The following is a 15539-nucleotide window of genomic DNA, read 5'->3' as shown; positions in this document are numbered from 1 at the left end:
GTTACTCATACGCCACAGGTCCGGTATCGCGATAGGCCCAGCAACTCTCCTTCGGCAGTGAAACCTGGGTCTCGACGCCCACCTGATGCCGGGCCGCGGTGCCGAGTTCAACCACCTCCAGCCGCCGGCCGAACAGCTCGATGCCATAGGCCGTCTGCGTGCCCTGATAACGGCGGTCGAGGACGCGGGCGGGAAAGATATTGGCGCCGTTATGCTGGCCGATGGTGATGTTTTCCGGTCGCAGCGCGATACGCACCTTCTCATCTGGGCCGAGTGCATGCAGCAAAGCCACCTCGCCCCGTCGTCCCTCGCCAAAATCGACCGTGCCGAACGCGCCGTTGCGCGACACCAGCGTACCCGCCAGTTCGTTGGTCGCGCCGGTGAAATTGGCGACGAACAAGTCCGCTGGACGGTTATAGATCGCGTCAGGCGTATCCATCTGCAACAGCTTGCCGTCGCGCATCACGCCGATGCGGTCACCCAGCACGACCGCTTCGGCCTGGTCATGGGTGACATACAGCGCCGTCATCCCGGTCTGCTTGAGGATGACGCGAAGATCGTCGCGCAGCCGCAGGCGCAGCTTGGCATCGAGGTTCGACAAGGGCTCGTCGAGCAGCAGCAATTGCGGCCGGTAGACGATGCTGCGCGCCAGCGCCACGCGCTGCATCTGGCCGCCTGATAATGCGACCGCCGGCCGTTCGGCATATTCCGACAGCCCGACCAGTTCGAGCGCCTCGTTGACCTTGCGGCGGGCGTCGGCGCGCGAAAACTTTCGGTGCTTGAGCGGATAGACCACGTTCTGCCGCACAGTCATATGCGGCCATACTGCATAGGACTGAAACACCATGCCGAGCTCGCGCAAACGCGGCGGAACCAGAATGCCGCGTTCGGGCGACGATACGACCTTGCCGGCGATGCTGATCTCGCCCGATGTCGGATGCTCAAGCCCCGCAACACAGCGCAGCGTCGTGGTCTTGCCGCAGCCGGAGGGGCCGAGCAGGACCACGATCTCGCCGGCCGGCACGGCAAAACTGACGCCGTCGATCGCCGGCCGGCCGATCGAAAACTGCTTGCGCAGGTCGGTGACTTCGAGGGTTGCCGTCATCGGTTCAATGATTTCCCTGATGCGACGATCATTGCCCGTAACCGTAGGTCTTATTCCACTCGGCCACCCAGGCCGTGTGGAGCTTCACATACTCGTCGAATTTGGGAAACCACACCTTGACGACTTTGGGATCAAAGCCTTCCGGATAGGCCGGCGGCACCTTCAGCGATGTGAGGTTGCCGAGTTCCTTGATCATGAACGTCTGCCCCTCCTTCGACAGGCACCAGTTCAGAAACAGTTTTGCAGCATTGGGATGCGCGGCCGTCTTCGGAATGCCCGTGGCATAAGGATTGACCGGCGCGCCTTCCGGCGGAAAGAAGATCTGGATCGGCGCGCCGTCCTTCTGCTTTGGATAGATCGCGTTGTAGAGCAAAGGCCCCATGGCGATTTCGCCGCGAACCAGCGAATCCGACATCGGCGCGCCCGATGGATACAGCACCGGACGGGTTGCCGCTTGCTTGGCCCAATAATCTTCGCCGAGCACTTGCCGTTCGAACATCACCCGCGTCCATGTGGTGCCGCCTGATGGCGCAATCACCTGCCCGGTCAATTTGTTGTATTCGGGCTTGGTGAGGTCCATCCAGGCCTTGGGCGGGTTCTTGACCAGTTCGGTGTTGTAGGCGATCGACCATACCAGCGTAGCGCGCGGCCAGAGCTGGGGCGCGATCTGCGCGTCGGGATTGTAGTCGGCCGCGTTCGGTGGTGCGTAATCCTGGAACATGTCCGCCATCGGCTGCATCAGCGCGCGGTCCGAGTGATCGACCACGTCGGCGATCAATTTGCCGGCCGCGGCCTCGGTCTTCACGCGCGTGATGAGCTGTCCGCCCGGCGCGCGTACCATCTCGACCTTGATCTCGGGGAAGCGCTTGTTGAACGCCTTGATGACCTGCTGTTCCACTTCGGCGAAATTCGCGGTGTAGAACACCAGCTTGCCCTCGGCCTTCGCGGCGGCAATCAATTCGGGCGAGCCGAACTCCTGCGCCTGTGCCGCAGCGCTCCAAGTCAGCGCAAGACCGGTGATGCCGGCGATTGCGGCAAGGTTGGTGAAAATCCTTCCAGTCATAGCCAATCCTCCCCTTCGTCTTGTTATCCGGTTCGGGCGACACTGCCCTGCGCCGCACCGCGCGACAGCCAGTTGGCGCCGCCGATGAGAACGCCGAGCAGAACGGTTTGCACCAGGCTGAACGCGGCGGTCTTTCCAAGGTTTCCGCCTTCGTAATAGTCGAGCAACAGCACCGACATCACCATGGTGTTGCTGGTGTAGAGGAACAGCGACGAGCCGAGTTCGCGGATCGCCAGCACGAACAACAGCGTCATCGAGGCGACCACGCCCGGCCGCGCCAGCGGCAGCACGATCGTCCTGATGGTGCCGAGCATGCCCTTGCCGCAGACCCAGGCGGCTTCCTCGAGCTCGCGATGAATCTGCAGGAATGAGGTCGACAACGCCTTGACCGTGTCCGGCATGAAGCGCGCGATGAACGCTAGCGCCAGGATCCAGATCGTGCCGTAGAGCCCGCCCGGAATGCCGATCCATGCCCAGAGATAGGCGACGCCGACCACGAGGCCGGGAATCGCGACCGGCAGGGTCGATATCACGTCGATCCAGCGCCGGCCCGTCACCTGGGTGCGGTGAATGGTGTAGCCGATGGCGAAGGCGAGCGCGCCGCCGACCACGGCGGTGATGATGCCGACCTCGACCGAGTTATAGATCGAGCGCATGGTCAGCGGATTGTCGAAGATGCTCTGAAAATGCATCAGGGAATACTGCCTGGCATCGAACAGGCTGGCGACGTCGCGGATGAACATGAATTTGCGGAACGCTGCGACTATCAGCGCGAGCGACGGCAGCACGACCACGATCAGGAGATAGACGATGCCGAGGCCGAAGGTGAACCAGCGCCAGCGCCCGAGATCCAGGCTGCGCGGACGGAATGCCTTGCCGGCGACGGTGGTGTAGCTGCGGCCGCTCAGCACTTTCTGCTGCAGGAACACGAGCAGGCCGGTGACGACCATCAAAATGATCGCAACCGCGGCGGCCGTATTGTAGAGCGGCGGCGACCAGTTGGTGAGCTTGAATATGTAGGTGGTCAGCACGGCAAGGTTGGTCGGCGCGCCCAGCACCGCGGGGATGCCGTAGATGCCGAGCATGACGATGAACGACAGCAGCATTCCCGAGACGATCGCCGGCATGATCAGCGGAAACGTCACCGTGAACAGTGTCGCAAACGCGCTAGCGCCGGAAATCTCGGCGGCCTCTTCCAGGCTGGGGTCCATGTTGCGCAGCGCCGAAGCGGTGAACATGTAGACATAGGGCGCGTAGTAGATGCCGAACACGAACACCAGGCCCCACATCGAATAGAAATCGACACGCCAGTCGAGCCCGATCCATTTGAACATGGTGTTGATCAGGCCGGTCTTTGGCGAACCGAGGATCGCCCATGCGACGCCCGCGACCAGCGGCGGCGCGAACAACGGCAGGATGCTCGCTGCCGCGATAACCCCCTTGAACGGCGTATTGGTGCGAACGACGATCCAGGAAAACAACAATCCGATCACAACCGCGATCAGGGTGCCGCCGCCGCAAGCGATCAACGTATTCGCCAACGCCTCCGCGACATTCGGGTTCGCAAGCACGGTGAGGAAGTTGATGACCGAGAGGTGACCGAGCGAGATGCCCTCGACCACCGGATTGGTGTCGGTGAGCGCGCCGAGCAGCAGCATCAGGATCGGATAGATAACCAGAAAGCCGAGGATCGCCAGCAGGAGCGTGACCCACAAGCCGGCCCACGCGCGTTGCCCCTCACTGGCGCTATGCATGACTTCGCTGCGCCGGCTCGTCTGTCCGTTCAACGCGTTTTCCCCTCGCCGCCGACCGTCTTTTTATGGAATTGCGGTCGCGATGCGCGGGAAGCCTAGTCGATCGCGCGGCGCGCGGAAAGGTATCCGAAAGTCGGCGCGCGGATATGGCGCGGAGGACCTTTTTTCAGATCCGCCATCGCTTCGCATACGCATCATGCAGCGGTGTGCCTGTGGCTTGTGCCGCGTCCGTAGTACACGCCGCAGCGGGCGCGACCGCCCCCCGGCGTGGAGAGCCCGACCTGATGTCACTGGATACGACCGCAAAGCCGCCCGCCCCCGCGCCAATCGACGGCCTGCCCCCGAAACTCCGGCGTTGGGCGGTCGCGGCGATCTTTACTGCGCTGGCGATGGCCTCGCTGGATACGGCGATCGCCAACGTGGCCCTTCCCGCCATCGCGGCCGACCTCCATGTCAGCCCGGCCGACGTGGTCTGGGTGGTCAACATCTATCAGATCGCCCTGGTTGCGACGCTGCTGCCGCTCGGCGCGCTCGGCGAAATCGTCGGCCATCGGCGGGTCTATCTCGGCGGCCTATTGCTGTTCACGCTGGCCTCGCTCGGTTGCGCCTTCGCGTGGTCGTTGCCCGGCCTGACGGCGGCACGCGCGCTGCAGGGGTTAGGCGCCAGCGGCATCATGAGCGTAAATGCGGCGCTGGTCCGCTTCGTCTACCCGACCCATATGCTCGGCCGCGGCTTCGGCCACAACGCGCTGGTGGTCGGAACGGCGTTCACGTTCGGGCCGACCATTGCCTCCGCAATCCTTGCGATCGGAACATGGCCGTGGCTGTTTGCCATCAACATCCCCTTCGGCGTGATCGCGATCTGGATCGGCCTGAAGACCTTGCCGAAAACACCGCGCGCGAAGCACGCGTTCGATTTTGCGAGCGCGGCGCTGACCGCAAGCTGCCTCGGGCTCTTCATTATCGGCATCGGCAGCGCGGCGCATCAGGCCCATCCCGCCCTGGTCGGACTGGAGCTTGGCGCTGCATTGCTGCTCGGATGGATGATGACCCGCAGAGATGCGAACCATCCGGCACCGATGTTGCCGATTGATCTGTTTCGACGACCTATGTTCGCGCTGTCGGCGGCCACTTCGGTCTGTACGTTCGCGGTACAGGGATTGGCCTTCGTCTCGCTGCCCTTCTACTTCGAGGACGTGCTGCACCGGTCCCAGGTTGAGACCGGCTTCTTCATGACGCCCTGGCCGCTGGTGGTGGCGATCATGGCGCCGATCGGAGGCCGGCTGTCGGACCGCTATCCCGTCGGCATCCTCGGCGGCATCGGGCTGGTGCTGCTCGGCATTGGCATGGCGCTGCTCGCAACGCTGCCACCGGATCCCGGCATTGCCAACATCGTCTGGCGCACCGTGATTTGCGGGATCGGATTCGGATTCTTCCAAACGCCCAATTTGCGAGCACTGATGTCGAGCGCGCCGCCACACCGCAGTGGAAGCGCGAGCGGCATTGTCGCCACCGCACGCCTGACCGGACAAACCCTGGGCGCTGCGCTCGCGGCCCTGTGCTTTGCCCTCGCCGGCCATGATGGCGCGACGCTTGCATTGGCACTCGGCGCCGGGTTTGCTGCACTCGGCAGCGTGATGAGTTTCCTGCGTTTGGCCGTGGGTGCTCCGCATAGTACATGACCGTCATCGCCCGGCGATCGGGCCGACGCGATGGGTTTGGGGACGAGTTGCGACTTCTCAGTATGCTGGCCGGCGCGTGTCTCTTGCTGTTTCCGGCCGCCCTTCAAGCCCAGACCGTCTGGGACATGCCAACGGAATACCCGCAAAACGCGATGCCGGGCGTTGGCCTGACGGCCTTCACAAAATAGGTCGCCGAATCCAGCGCAGGCAAACTCGAGATCAGGCCGAGCTTCGATGCCAAGGCCGGCATCAAATCGGCCGGCATGCTCGCCGCGATTGCGGAAGGCCGGGTGCAGGCCGGCGATGCGTTCGCCGGCGCGCTCGAGGCCGAAGACCCGATCTTTGCGCTACCCTCGCTGCCGTTTCTGGTGACGTCGACCGCCGACGCCAAGCGCCTTGCCGACATCGCGCGGCCGCATCTTGCGGCGGCGCTGCAGAAGAAAGGCCTGCGGCTGCTTTATCTGACGCCCTGGCCGCCCTCAGGCATTTGGTCGAAGACGGCGCTGACGTCACCGCCCGACCTCGCGGAGCTTGCCATTCGCACCTATGACAGGACCTCAACCGAAGTATTCCTAAACGTCGGCGCCAAGGCCGCATCGATCAGTTTCGCGGACACGATGCCGAAACTGGTCGATGGCAGCATCAATGCGGTGTTGTCGTCGGGAGACGGCGGCGCTGGCCGCAAGCTTTGGGAATATCTGCCCCGTTTCAGCAAAATCACCTATTCGCTGCCGCTTTCGATCGCGAGCGTCAATCAGGCGGCCTATGACGGTTTGAGCCCGGACATGCGAGCCGCGGTCGATGCCGCCAGCCGTCAAACCGAGAGCGAATTGTGGCTCGCTTTGTCGACCCGGCTGGATGAGAACTATCAACGCATGCGCCAGAACGGCGTCACGATCGATTCAAATCCCGAGCCGTTGATCATTGAAGCGCTGCGAACGGGAGCGGCGGCGGCGCAGCGTGCCTGGTGCACCCGGTCGGGGGCCGTCTGCGCCGAGATTCTCGACGCCTTCAAGGGCGGCAAACCATAGCGGTTTGGACGACGGCGCCAGCGATTTCGAGATTGCGGTGCAGCGCTCACGGCCCTGTTGCTTTGCCATCGCCGGTCACGACGGCGCGACGGTGGCGCTGATGCTCGGTGCGGGGATTTGCCGCGCTTGGGAGCCTGATGGGTTTCCTGCGTCTGGCCGTGGATGCAGAATGGACATGACAGCCATGCGACGAGCACACGCAACACCGGCGGATCGGCTTTCTTCCCTACCGTAACCACGCATTTTCTTGATTTGAACGATTCCAGGTTGCAGGCCAGATTGCGCCGAGTCTCGACCGATGGGTCAGACGAACAGGGGATACGCGATGGCAAACCTCACAATTAACGGCAAAACAATCAATGTGGACGTCGAAGACGACACGCCACTGCTTTGGGCGATCAGGGAAAATGTTGGACTGACCGGCACCAAATACGGGTGCGGCATCGCACTATGCGGTGCCTGCACCGTGCATGTAGATGGAGTCGCGATGCGCTCCTGCGGCATGACGGTCAGCGAAGCAGCCGGAAAGCAGATCACCACGATAGAAGGGCTCGCCAGCAACGGCGCCCTGCACAAAGTGCAGCAGGCCTGGGTGGCGAACGACGTGCCGCAATGCGGCTATTGCCAGAGCGGCATGATCATGGCGGTTGCCGCCCTTCTCAAGGAGAAGCCGAAGCCGACCGACGAGGACATCAACGAGGCCATCACCAATATCTGCCGATGCGGGACCTTCCAACAGGTCCGCGAGGCGATCCACGCCGCCGCGAACGCTTGAGGGGGACACCATGAACAAGCACGTCATGCCCAAACTCACTCGCCGCGGCTTTGTGATCGGCACGGCTGCCGCCGGCGCCGGCCTCGCGATCGGCCTCGATATTCCCTTCGGCGGACCGACCGTGGTTCGCGCCGCCGACGGCTCGCCGGAAGTCAATGTCTGGGTGGTGATCCGCCCCGACGATACCACCGTGATTCGCATCGCCCGCTCGGAGATGGGACAGGGCTCCCTCACCGGCCTCGCTCAGCTCGTCGCTGAAGAACTCGAATGCGACTGGTCGAAGGTCGTCACCGAATATCCGACGCCGGGTCAAAGTGTCGCACGCAAGCGCGCCTGGGGCGACTTCTCGACCGGCGGCAGCCGCGGCATCCGCTCCAGCCAGGACTATGTCCGCAAGGGCGGCGCCACCGCGCGGATGATGCTGGTGCAGGCCGCCGCCAACGAGTGGAAGGTGCCGGCCTCGGACTGCACCGCGGCCAACAGCGTCATCACCCACACGCCGTCCGGCAAGACCACGACCTACGGCAAGGTGGTTGAAGCCGCCGCGAAGCTCGAGCCGCCGGCCGAGGTGAAGCTGAAGGATCCGAAGGACTGGAAGATCATTGGCAAGGGCGTCAAGCGGCTCGACACCGTCGACAAGACGACGGGTGCGATGATCTACGGCGCCGACGTCAAGCTGCCCGGCATGCTCAATGCTGCGATCAAGGATTGTCCCGTCTTCGGCGGCAAGCTGAAGAGTTTTGACGAAGCCAAAGTCATGGGCATGAAGGGCGTCAAGAAGGTCGTGCGCGTCAGCGACAGCAGTGTCGCCGTCGTTGCCGATACCTGGTGGCACGCCAAGACCGCGCTCGACGCGCTACCTATCGTCTGGGACGAAGGCGAGAACGCCAAAGTCTCCAGCGAGTCGATCGCCAAATGGCTGGCCGAAGGCCTCGATAATTCCCAGCCGGCCTATATCGGCAACCAGAACGGCGACGCCAAGGCCGCGATTGCCGGCGCCGTCAAGAAAGTCGAGGCGGTCTACAACTATCCCTACCAGAACCATGCGACCATGGAGCCGATGAACGCCACGGCGCTCTATACGCCGGACAAATGCGAGGTCTGGTGCGGTACGCAGAACGGCGAAGCGGCATTTGCCGCCACGCTGGAAGCGTCGGGGTTGCCGGCCGAAAAGTGCGAGGTGCACAAGCTCATCCTCGGCGGTGGCTTTGGCCGGCGCGGCATGACCGATTACGTCCGGCAGGCAGTTCTGATCGCCAAGCAGATGCCGGGCACACCCGTCAAGCTGCTGTGGTCGCGCGAAGAGGACATGGCGCAAGGCAAGTTTCATCCGGTCACGCAATGCAAAATGACCGGGGCCTTCGATGCCGACAACAATCTCACGGCGCTGCACGTCAGATTGTCCGGTCAATCGATCCTGTACACGGTGCGTCCGGCGGCGCTGGTAAACGGCATGGATACGGCCGCATTCCAGGGCCTGAGTCCTTCCGGCGACGCGGCGATCGGCTACTCCGTGCCGAATCTGCTGGTTGAGCATTCCATGCGCAATCCCCACGTCCCGCCCGGTTTCTGGCGCGGCGTGAACGTGAACCAGAACGCGATCTATATGGAATGCTTCATGGATGAGCTGGCGCAGTCGGTCGGCCAGGATCCGGTGGAATTCCGTCGCAAGCTGATGAGCAAGCATCCGAAGCACCTTGCCGTGCTCAACGCCGTGGCCGAGAAGATCGGCTGGGGCAAGCCCGCGCCGCAAGGCGTCTATCGCGGGATTGCGCAGGTGATGGGCTATGGCAGCTATGTCGCGGGCGCCGCCGAAATCTCCGTCACCGAAGGCAGCAAGATCAAGGTGCATCGCATCGTCGCCTCGACCGATCCGGGCTACGTCGTCAACCCGGCGCAGGTCGAGCGGCAGATCGCGGGCTCCTTTGTCTATGGCCTGTCCGCCCTGTTCTATGGCGGCTGCACGGTGAAGGACGGCAAGATCGAGCAAACCAACTTCGACACCTACAACTCGATGCGGATTGCGGAGATGCCGAAGGTGGAATGCGTGATGGTGCCGAGCGGCGGCTTCTGGGGCGGCGTCGGCGAGCCGACCATCGGTGTCGCTGCACCCGCGGTGCTCAACGCCTATTTCGCGGCCACCGGCAAACGCATCCGTTCGGTGCCGCTGCGGGACCAGAACATCACGTTCGCCTGACAATAACGGACGGCGGCCTCGCCCCCGGGGCCGCCGTTTTCCCCATCGAGAGATTGCCGATGAAAGCGTTGCGTGTCGCCATCGCGCTTGCCACGGTCGCGGCGTGGTATGAGCCGTTGCTTGCGGCTTCCGACCCGCCGCCCGGCGCGGCGTCCTGCTCCGGCTGCCATTCCACGGGAGCAACCGCCTCGTCGATTTCGCGGCTGTATGGCCGCGACGCCGGCGATATCGCAACGGCGATGACCAAATTTCGCGACGGCTCGCTTCCCGCCACGGTCATGAACCGGATCGCCAAGGGTTTCACCGACGAGGAGTCGCGCGCGATTGCGGCGTGGCTCGCGGCACAGAAATGAGGGCTGCCGGCATGGAGATCACGCATCGCATCAGCCGCCGGGAGTTCTGCCGCGTCGGTGCGGGCGCCGCAGCGACGGCGGCGTTTCCGCCGCCGACGTTCGCGCAATCGACGGCACGCGTGGTCGTGATCGGCGGCGGCTTTGGCGGCGCGAGCTGTGCGCGGGCGCTGAAACAGATTGAGCCGAAATTACAGGTCACGCTGGTCGAGCCGAACCGGACCTTCACCGCCTGCCCGTTCAGCAACAATGTCATTGCCGGACTGCGTTCACTCGAGGCGCAGCAATTCGGCTATGACAAGATCGCCGCCAGCGGCTTGACCGTGGTGGCGCAGGCGGCAACGGCCGTCAATGCAGCGGCCCGGACCGTCGGGCTCGCCGACGGTACCTCGCTCACCTATGACCGGCTGGTGCTGTCTCCCGGCGTCGATCTGCGTTTCGACGCGCTGCAGGGTTATGACGAAGCCGCCACCGCGAAGATGCCGCATGCCTGGAAAGCCGGCGAACAAACGCTGTTGCTGCGCAAGCAGCTTGAGGCCATGGACGATGGCGGCCTGGTGGTGATCGCAGCTCCCGCCAATCCCTTTCGCTGCCCGCCGGGGCCTTATGAGCGCGCCTGTTTGATTGCGCATTATTTGAAGAGCAAAAAGCCGCGCTCGAAACTGCTCATCCTCGACGCCAAGGACACCTTCTCCAAACAGCGTCTGTTCCAGAATGCCTGGAAGGAGCTCTATCCGGGAATGATAGAATGGGTATCGCTGTCGCAGGGCGGCAAGGTGAACGCGGTGGATCCAGCGACCAATACCCTGATCACCGATTTCGGCAACCACACTGCCCAGGTGGCCAACGTCATTCCGCCGCAGCGGGCCGGCCGCATCGCCACAATCGCCGGCGCGACCGATAACACCGGCTGGTGCGCGATCGATCCCGTTACCTTCGAGTCCAAATCGGCGCCGAACATCCATGTCGTCGGCGATGCCTGCCTCGCCGGCGGCATGCCTAAATCCGCATTCTCGGCCAATGCGCAGGCCAAGGCCTGCGCTCGCGCGATTGCCACGCTGCTATCAGGCGGATCGCCCGCCACGCCAAAGCTGATCAATACCTGCTACAGCCTGGCGGCCCCGGACTATGGCATCTCGATCGCCGGCGTCTACCAGCCGAAGAACGGGCTGCTGGCCGACGTCGAGGGTGCCGGCGGCGTCAGCCCGGCGGATGCGCCACGCGAGTTCCGCGCGCGCGAGGCCGACTATGCGCAATCCTGGTTTTCGACCGTAACGGCGGAAGTCTTTGGCTAGACGCACGCATCGCATGACGGCTCCGATCCTCGCTGGAGCGCTCCTTGCCCTGCCCGGCGGTACCGCCGCGCAGGAACTTCGCAGCTACGCGGTCGTCGGCGATGCCATTCCGCTTTCACTTACGGGCGCGGCCGGCGATGCAGCGCGCGGGCGGGCCCTCGTCGTCGAACGTTCCAGCACTTGCATCCTCTGCCACAGCGGCCCATTTCCCGAACAGAAATTCCAGGGCGACCTGGCGCCTGATCTTTCCGGTTCCGGCAGCCGCGCGTCCGAGGGTCAGCTTCGGCTCCGGCTGGTGGACGCGTCCCGTCTCAATGCCGCGACCATCATGCCGTCCTATTACCGCGTGGACGGCCTCGATCGCCTCGGGACGCTGTGGCGCGGCAAGCCGATCCTGTCGGCCGAACAGATCGAGGATATCGTGGCGTATCTCGTAAGCTTGCGCGAATAGGAAGCAATGATGCAGCAACTACCAAATTCATCACGCCGCCAGTTCCTCGGCCTCGCCGGTGGCGCGGCCGTGCTCGGCGCGCTCCCGGTCGTGATTGTCCGTCCCGCCGAGGCGACGCCCGCGATGCTGGCGTCGGCGATCCAGAACGTCACCGGCGGCGCGGCGGTGCAGTCCGGCAAGGTCAAGCTCGACATCCCGCCGCTGGTCGAGAACGGCAACACCGTACCGATGACGGTCACCGTCGCGCACCCGATGGCCCCGGAGGATCATGTCCGGAGCATCCATGTCTTCAACGAAAAGAATCCGCAGCCGAACATCGCCAATTTCCATCTCAGTCCGCATAACGGCCGCGCGCAGGTTTCGACCCGCATCCGTCTCGCCGACAGCCAGAAGATCGTGGCGATCGCAAAGCTCTCGGACGGGTCGTTCTGGTCGGCCAGCGTTGACGTCGTGGTGACGCTGGCGGCCTGCACCGAGGAGGTGATCTGATGACCTCGGCACTGATCAACGTTCCAGCGAAAGCCAAACGCGGCGACATTATCGAGATCAAGACGCTGATGTCGCACATCATGGAAACCGGCTATCGCCATAAAGCTTCAGGCGAAGTCGTGCCGCGCAACATCATCACGAGCTTTACGTGCCGCTTCAACGGCAACGAGATTTTCCGCACCGACCTGTTTCCGGCAATCGCCGCCAACCCCTTCATTACCTTCTTCACCACCGCGACGGAGAGCGGCAAGTTCGAGTTCGAATGGACCGGCGACCAGGGGTTTTCCGAAACCGCTTCCGCCTCGATATCCGTCGAATGAGGCGTGTCGGCGCCATAGCCGCCGCCCTATTGATGGCGGGCGCCGTTGCCGCCGCCGAAATCCCGCAAGCCGAACGCCGCTCCGGCTACGACTTCATGAAGCCGGACACCAAAGCGATGCAGGACGAGGATACCGCCAATCCCGGCATGCTCTGGGTGCTCGACGGCGAGGCGCTTTGGAAGCGCAAGGCTGGCACTGCCAACAAGGCCTGCGCCGATTGCCACGACGATGCCCGCACCAGCATGAAGGGCGTGGCCGCCCGCTATCCAGCCCTCGACAAGGCAACTGGCCGCCCTGTCGATCTGGAGCAGCGTATCAATTCGTGCCGCACCAGCCAGCAGCAGGCGACGCCGTTGCCTTTCGAGAGCCGCGAGCTGCTGGCGCTCACGGCCTTCATCGCACGGCAGTCGCAAGGCGTGCGAATCGAAACCGGCACCGACCCACAGCTCGCGCCGTTCATAGCCAAAGGACGCGAGCTCTACATGCAGCGGCAGGGCCAGCTCAATCTCGGCTGCGCCAATTGCCATGACGATAACTGGGACAAGCGGCTCGCGGGTTCCGCAATCACGCAAGGACACCCGACCGGCTACCCGCTCTACCGGCTGGAATGGCAGTCGCTGGGATCGCTGCAGCGGCGCCTGCGCGCCTGCATCACCGGCATCCGGGCGCAGGCCTATGATTACGGCGCACCGGAACTGGTCGAGTTGGAATTGTACTTGATGTCGCGCGCGCGGGGCATGCCGATGGAAACGCCGGCAGTGCGACCGTAACTTTGCAAGCGGTCAGCGCTTAGCGCTCCGCGAACGCCTTCTCGACCACGAACTGCGCGGCCTCGCCGTGATTGCCTTCGACGAAGCCCCTGCCCGTCAATAGCGCACGCGTATCCGTCACCAGCGCCGGGCTGCCGCAGATCATGACGCGGTCATGCGCGGGATCGAGCGAGGCGAGGCCAATGTCAGCGAACAGCTTGCCCGAGTTGATGAGATCGGTGATACGGCCGCGGTTGCGGAAGGGGTCGCGCGTCACGGTCGGGTAATAGAGCAGCTGGTTGCGGATGTATTCGCCGATCAACTCGTCGTTCGGCAGCTTTTCGGTGATCATCTCGCCATAGGCGAGTTCGGCGACGCGGCGACAGCCGTGCAGCAGCACCACCTTCTCGAAGCGCTCATAGGTCTCGGGATCCTTGATCACGGAAAGGAACGGGGCCAAGCCCGTGCCGGTGCCGATCAAATAGAGGTTGCGGCCGTCTTTGAGGTTGTCGATGACCAGCGTGCCGGTGGCCTTGCGGCTGACGATGATCTCGTCGCCCTGCTTTAAGTGCTGGAGGCGTGAGGTCAGCGGGCCGTCCGGCACCTTGATCGAGAAGAATTCGAGCCGGTCCTCGTAATTGGCGCTGGCGACCGAGTAGGCGCGGAGCAACGGCTTCTCCCCGACCTTCAATCCGATCATGGTGAACTCGCCGTTACGGAAACGGAACGAGGGATCGCGCGTGGTGGTGAAGCTGAACAGCGTGTCGGTCCAGTGATGGACGCTCAGCACGCTTTCCTGGTTGAAATTGCTCATCTTGCCGATCCCGTCGCTGGAGGCCGATTGCGATGCTCAAATCATTTGTATACGATCATTCGTATACGAATGAATAATCCAGCTTGATCCGATCGTCAAGCCGGGCAGAATGTCCGGCGAAGGCATTGAACCAAAAGGAAAAACCATGGCCCACGATGCACCCCAGGCGACCGGCCCGGGCAAGCTGGTGATCCGCAATATCGGGCTGCTGCTGTCGGGGGCCCTGGAGAAGCCGATCCTGGACGGCGACACGATCGTAGCCGAGAACGGCAAGATCACCGCGATCGGCCGCTTCAAGGACGTCAACACCGAGGGCGCCACCACCGTGGTCGATGCCAACGGCACCACCGTCGCGCCCGGCCTGATCGACAGCCACGTTCATCCCGTCGCCGGCGACTGGACGCCGCGGCAGAACCAGACCAACTGGATCGACAGCTATCTCCATGGCGGCGTCACCACCATGATCTCGGCAGGCGAGGTGCACATGCCCGGCCGTCCCCGCGATGTCGTGGGCCTGAAGGCGATGGCGATTTTTGCGCAGCGCGCATTCTGGACGCTGCGCCCAGGCGGCGTGAAGGTTCATGCCGGCGCGCCGGTCATCGAATGCGAGATGGTGGAAGACGACTTCAAGGAGTTGGCCGCGGCCGGCGTCAAGCTGCTCGGCGAGGTGGGCCTGGGCGGCGTCAAGGACGGCCCGACCGCGCGCAAAATGGTCGGCTGGGCGCGCAAATACGGCATCCAGAGCACGATCCACACCGGCGGGCCGTCAATTCCCGGCTCCGGCCTGATCGACAAGGACGTGGTGCTGGAGGCCGACACCGACGTAGTCGGCCATATCAATGGTGGCCACACGGCCCTGCCCGACGACCAGATCCGCTGCATCTGCGAGGGCTGCAAGCGCGGGCTGGAGCTGGTTCACAACGGCAACGAGCGCTCGGCGCTGTTCACGCTGCGCATCGCGCGCGAGATGGGTGACCTGCATCGCGTCATTCTCGGCACCGACGCACCGGCCGGCTCCGGCGTGCAGCCGCTCGGCATCTTGCGGATGGTGTCGATGCTGTCCTCGCTTGGCGACCTGCCCGCCGAACTCGCCTTCTGCCTTGCGACCGGCAACACCGCGCGCATGCGGGAGCTGGATTGCGGCATCATCGAGGTCGGACGTTCCGCAGATTTCGTCCTGATGGACAAGGCGCAGCATTCGCCCGGCAAGAATATTCTCGAGAGCGTTCAGCTCGGCGACCTCCCCGGCATCGGCATGACCATCATCGACGGCATCGTCCGCACCCAGCGCAGCCGCAATACGCCGCCGGCCGGAAAGGTGCCGGAGATTATCATCGGGCATTGATGTGCACAGGGCGTATCTGAAAAAGTTACGTTAAGCCTCGAAAGTGATGAACGAATTGCCGGCCAGCCCCGACAAAGCCGGGCTGCCTTAATGGCAGTCTATTGGCTCTGGTCATCGAG

General features: G+C 63.6%; 15 protein-coding genes and 1 pseudogene. 12 read left to right on the top strand and 4 right to left on the bottom strand.

Features of this window, described 5'->3' with window-relative positions:
- Position 1: 1 nt before the first annotated feature.
- From V1294_RS14470 to V1294_RS14460, 3 genes are read right to left on the bottom strand one after another with little or no spacing between them, the layout of a single operon-like run.
- Positions 2-1105: an ABC transporter ATP-binding protein gene (locus tag V1294_RS14470; RefSeq protein ID WP_334497970.1), complete on the bottom strand. Its 1104-nt coding sequence runs from the start codon at positions 1103-1105 to the stop codon at positions 2-4.
- 28 nt (positions 1106-1133) lie between these two features.
- Entirely contained in the window at positions 1134-2168 is a 1035-nt protein-coding gene (locus V1294_RS14465; protein WP_334497968.1) for an ABC transporter substrate-binding protein, read from the bottom strand.
- A gap of 23 nt (positions 2169-2191) precedes the next feature.
- Entirely contained in the window at positions 2192-3955 is a 1764-nt protein-coding gene (locus V1294_RS14460) for an ABC transporter permease (RefSeq protein ID WP_334497966.1), read from the bottom strand.
- A gap of 251 nt (positions 3956-4206) precedes the next feature.
- On the opposite strand from V1294_RS14460, the gene V1294_RS14455 reads away from it, so the two are divergent.
- The 11 genes and pseudogenes from V1294_RS14455 to soxA all read left to right on the top strand — a co-directional run bounded on the left by V1294_RS14455 (position 4207) and on the right by soxA (position 13282).
- Positions 4207-5604, top strand: a complete 1398-nt coding sequence (locus V1294_RS14455) for an MFS transporter (protein ID WP_334497965.1) — start codon at positions 4207-4209, stop codon at positions 5602-5604.
- Complete coding sequence (locus V1294_RS14450) at positions 5601-5792, top strand: hypothetical protein (RefSeq protein WP_334497964.1); 192 nt, start codon at positions 5601-5603, stop codon at positions 5790-5792. Before V1294_RS14455 ends, V1294_RS14450 begins: the two co-directional genes overlap by 4 nt.
- A gap of 12 nt (positions 5793-5804) precedes the next feature.
- Positions 5805-6635 (top strand): annotated as a pseudogene (locus V1294_RS14445) (TRAP transporter substrate-binding protein); the annotation flags it as partial.
- A 325-nt stretch (positions 6636-6960) separates the two neighbouring features.
- The gene (locus V1294_RS14440) at positions 6961-7410 is read left to right on the top strand and encodes a (2Fe-2S)-binding protein (protein ID WP_334482790.1); all 450 of its coding nucleotides are present in this window, start codon (positions 6961-6963) and stop codon (positions 7408-7410) included.
- Between the two features lie 10 nt (positions 7411-7420).
- Positions 7421-9607 (top strand): xanthine dehydrogenase family protein molybdopterin-binding subunit, encoded by a 2187-nt coding sequence (locus tag V1294_RS14435; RefSeq protein WP_334497963.1) that lies wholly within the window; start codon positions 7421-7423, stop codon positions 9605-9607.
- A 59-nt stretch (positions 9608-9666) separates the two neighbouring features.
- Positions 9667-9960, top strand: coding sequence for a c-type cytochrome (locus V1294_RS14430; protein WP_334497962.1), 294 nt, complete (start codon positions 9667-9669; stop codon positions 9958-9960).
- 11 nt (positions 9961-9971) lie between these two features.
- Entirely contained in the window at positions 9972-11252 is a 1281-nt protein-coding gene (locus V1294_RS14425) for an FCSD flavin-binding domain-containing protein (protein ID WP_334497960.1), read from the top strand.
- A gap of 13 nt (positions 11253-11265) precedes the next feature.
- Positions 11266-11703 (top strand): sulfur oxidation c-type cytochrome SoxX, encoded by a 438-nt coding sequence (soxX, locus tag V1294_RS14420; protein ID WP_334497958.1) that lies wholly within the window; start codon positions 11266-11268, stop codon positions 11701-11703.
- 9 nt (positions 11704-11712) lie between these two features.
- Positions 11713-12192 carry a SoxY-related AACIE arm protein gene (locus tag V1294_RS14415; protein ID WP_334497956.1) on the top strand — a complete coding sequence of 160 codons (480 nt, stop codon included), beginning with the start codon at positions 11713-11715 and terminating at the stop codon, positions 12190-12192.
- The gene (gene soxZ / locus V1294_RS14410; RefSeq protein WP_334497954.1) at positions 12192-12512 is read left to right on the top strand and encodes a thiosulfate oxidation carrier complex protein SoxZ; all 321 of its coding nucleotides are present in this window, start codon (positions 12192-12194) and stop codon (positions 12510-12512) included. The genes V1294_RS14415 and soxZ overlap by 1 nt, the downstream gene beginning before the upstream one ends.
- Positions 12509-13282, top strand: coding sequence for a sulfur oxidation c-type cytochrome SoxA (gene soxA, locus V1294_RS14405; RefSeq protein ID WP_334497952.1), 774 nt, complete (start codon positions 12509-12511; stop codon positions 13280-13282). The genes soxZ and soxA overlap by 4 nt, the downstream gene beginning before the upstream one ends.
- A gap of 19 nt (positions 13283-13301) precedes the next feature.
- Here the strand turns inward: soxA and V1294_RS14400 are convergent, their stop codons facing one another.
- Positions 13302-14075 carry a ferredoxin--NADP reductase gene (locus tag V1294_RS14400; RefSeq protein ID WP_334497950.1) on the bottom strand — a complete coding sequence of 258 codons (774 nt, stop codon included), beginning with the start codon at positions 14073-14075 and terminating at the stop codon, positions 13302-13304.
- A gap of 145 nt (positions 14076-14220) precedes the next feature.
- On the opposite strand from V1294_RS14400, the gene V1294_RS14395 reads away from it, so the two are divergent.
- Complete coding sequence (locus V1294_RS14395; RefSeq protein WP_108514624.1) at positions 14221-15420, top strand: amidohydrolase family protein; 1200 nt, start codon at positions 14221-14223, stop codon at positions 15418-15420.
- Positions 15421-15539 lie beyond the last annotated feature (119 nt).

This window comes from Bradyrhizobium sp. AZCC 1678 (assembly GCF_036924765.1).
In the GTDB taxonomy this organism is placed as follows: Bacteria; Pseudomonadota; Alphaproteobacteria; order Rhizobiales; family Xanthobacteraceae; genus Bradyrhizobium; species Bradyrhizobium algeriense.
The sequence above is the reverse complement of the archived record's forward strand: the minus strand, read 5'-3'. Positions and strand labels throughout refer to the sequence as shown.

Excerpts from the sequence above, each read along its gene's own strand:
- V1294_RS14395 (WP_108514624.1), top strand. The coding sequence starts at position 14,221 with ATGGCCCACGATGCACCCCAGGCGACCGGCCCGGGCAAGCTGGTGATC.
- soxX (WP_334497958.1), top strand. The coding sequence starts at position 11,266 with ATGACGGCTCCGATCCTCGCTGGAGCGCTCCTTGCCCTGCCCGGCGGT.
- V1294_RS14435 (WP_334497963.1), top strand. The coding sequence starts at position 7,421 with ATGAACAAGCACGTCATGCCCAAACTCACTCGCCGCGGCTTTGTGATC.
- soxZ (WP_334497954.1), top strand. The coding sequence starts at position 12,192 with ATGACCTCGGCACTGATCAACGTTCCAGCGAAAGCCAAACGCGGCGAC.
- V1294_RS14425 (WP_334497960.1), top strand. The coding sequence starts at position 9,972 with ATGGAGATCACGCATCGCATCAGCCGCCGGGAGTTCTGCCGCGTCGGT.
- V1294_RS14450 (WP_334497964.1), top strand. The coding sequence starts at position 5,601 with ATGACCGTCATCGCCCGGCGATCGGGCCGACGCGATGGGTTTGGGGAC.
- soxA (WP_334497952.1), top strand. The coding sequence starts at position 12,509 with ATGAGGCGTGTCGGCGCCATAGCCGCCGCCCTATTGATGGCGGGCGCC.
- V1294_RS14430 (WP_334497962.1), top strand. The coding sequence starts at position 9,667 with ATGAAAGCGTTGCGTGTCGCCATCGCGCTTGCCACGGTCGCGGCGTGG.
- V1294_RS14465 (WP_334497968.1), bottom strand. The coding sequence starts at position 2,168 with ATGACTGGAAGGATTTTCACCAACCTTGCCGCAATCGCCGGCATCACC.
- V1294_RS14440 (WP_334482790.1), top strand. The coding sequence starts at position 6,961 with ATGGCAAACCTCACAATTAACGGCAAAACAATCAATGTGGACGTCGAA.
- V1294_RS14415 (WP_334497956.1), top strand. The coding sequence starts at position 11,713 with ATGCAGCAACTACCAAATTCATCACGCCGCCAGTTCCTCGGCCTCGCC.
- V1294_RS14455 (WP_334497965.1), top strand. The coding sequence starts at position 4,207 with ATGTCACTGGATACGACCGCAAAGCCGCCCGCCCCCGCGCCAATCGAC.
- V1294_RS14400 (WP_334497950.1), bottom strand. The coding sequence starts at position 14,075 with ATGAGCAATTTCAACCAGGAAAGCGTGCTGAGCGTCCATCACTGGACC.
- V1294_RS14470 (WP_334497970.1), bottom strand. The coding sequence starts at position 1,105 with ATGACGGCAACCCTCGAAGTCACCGACCTGCGCAAGCAGTTTTCGATC.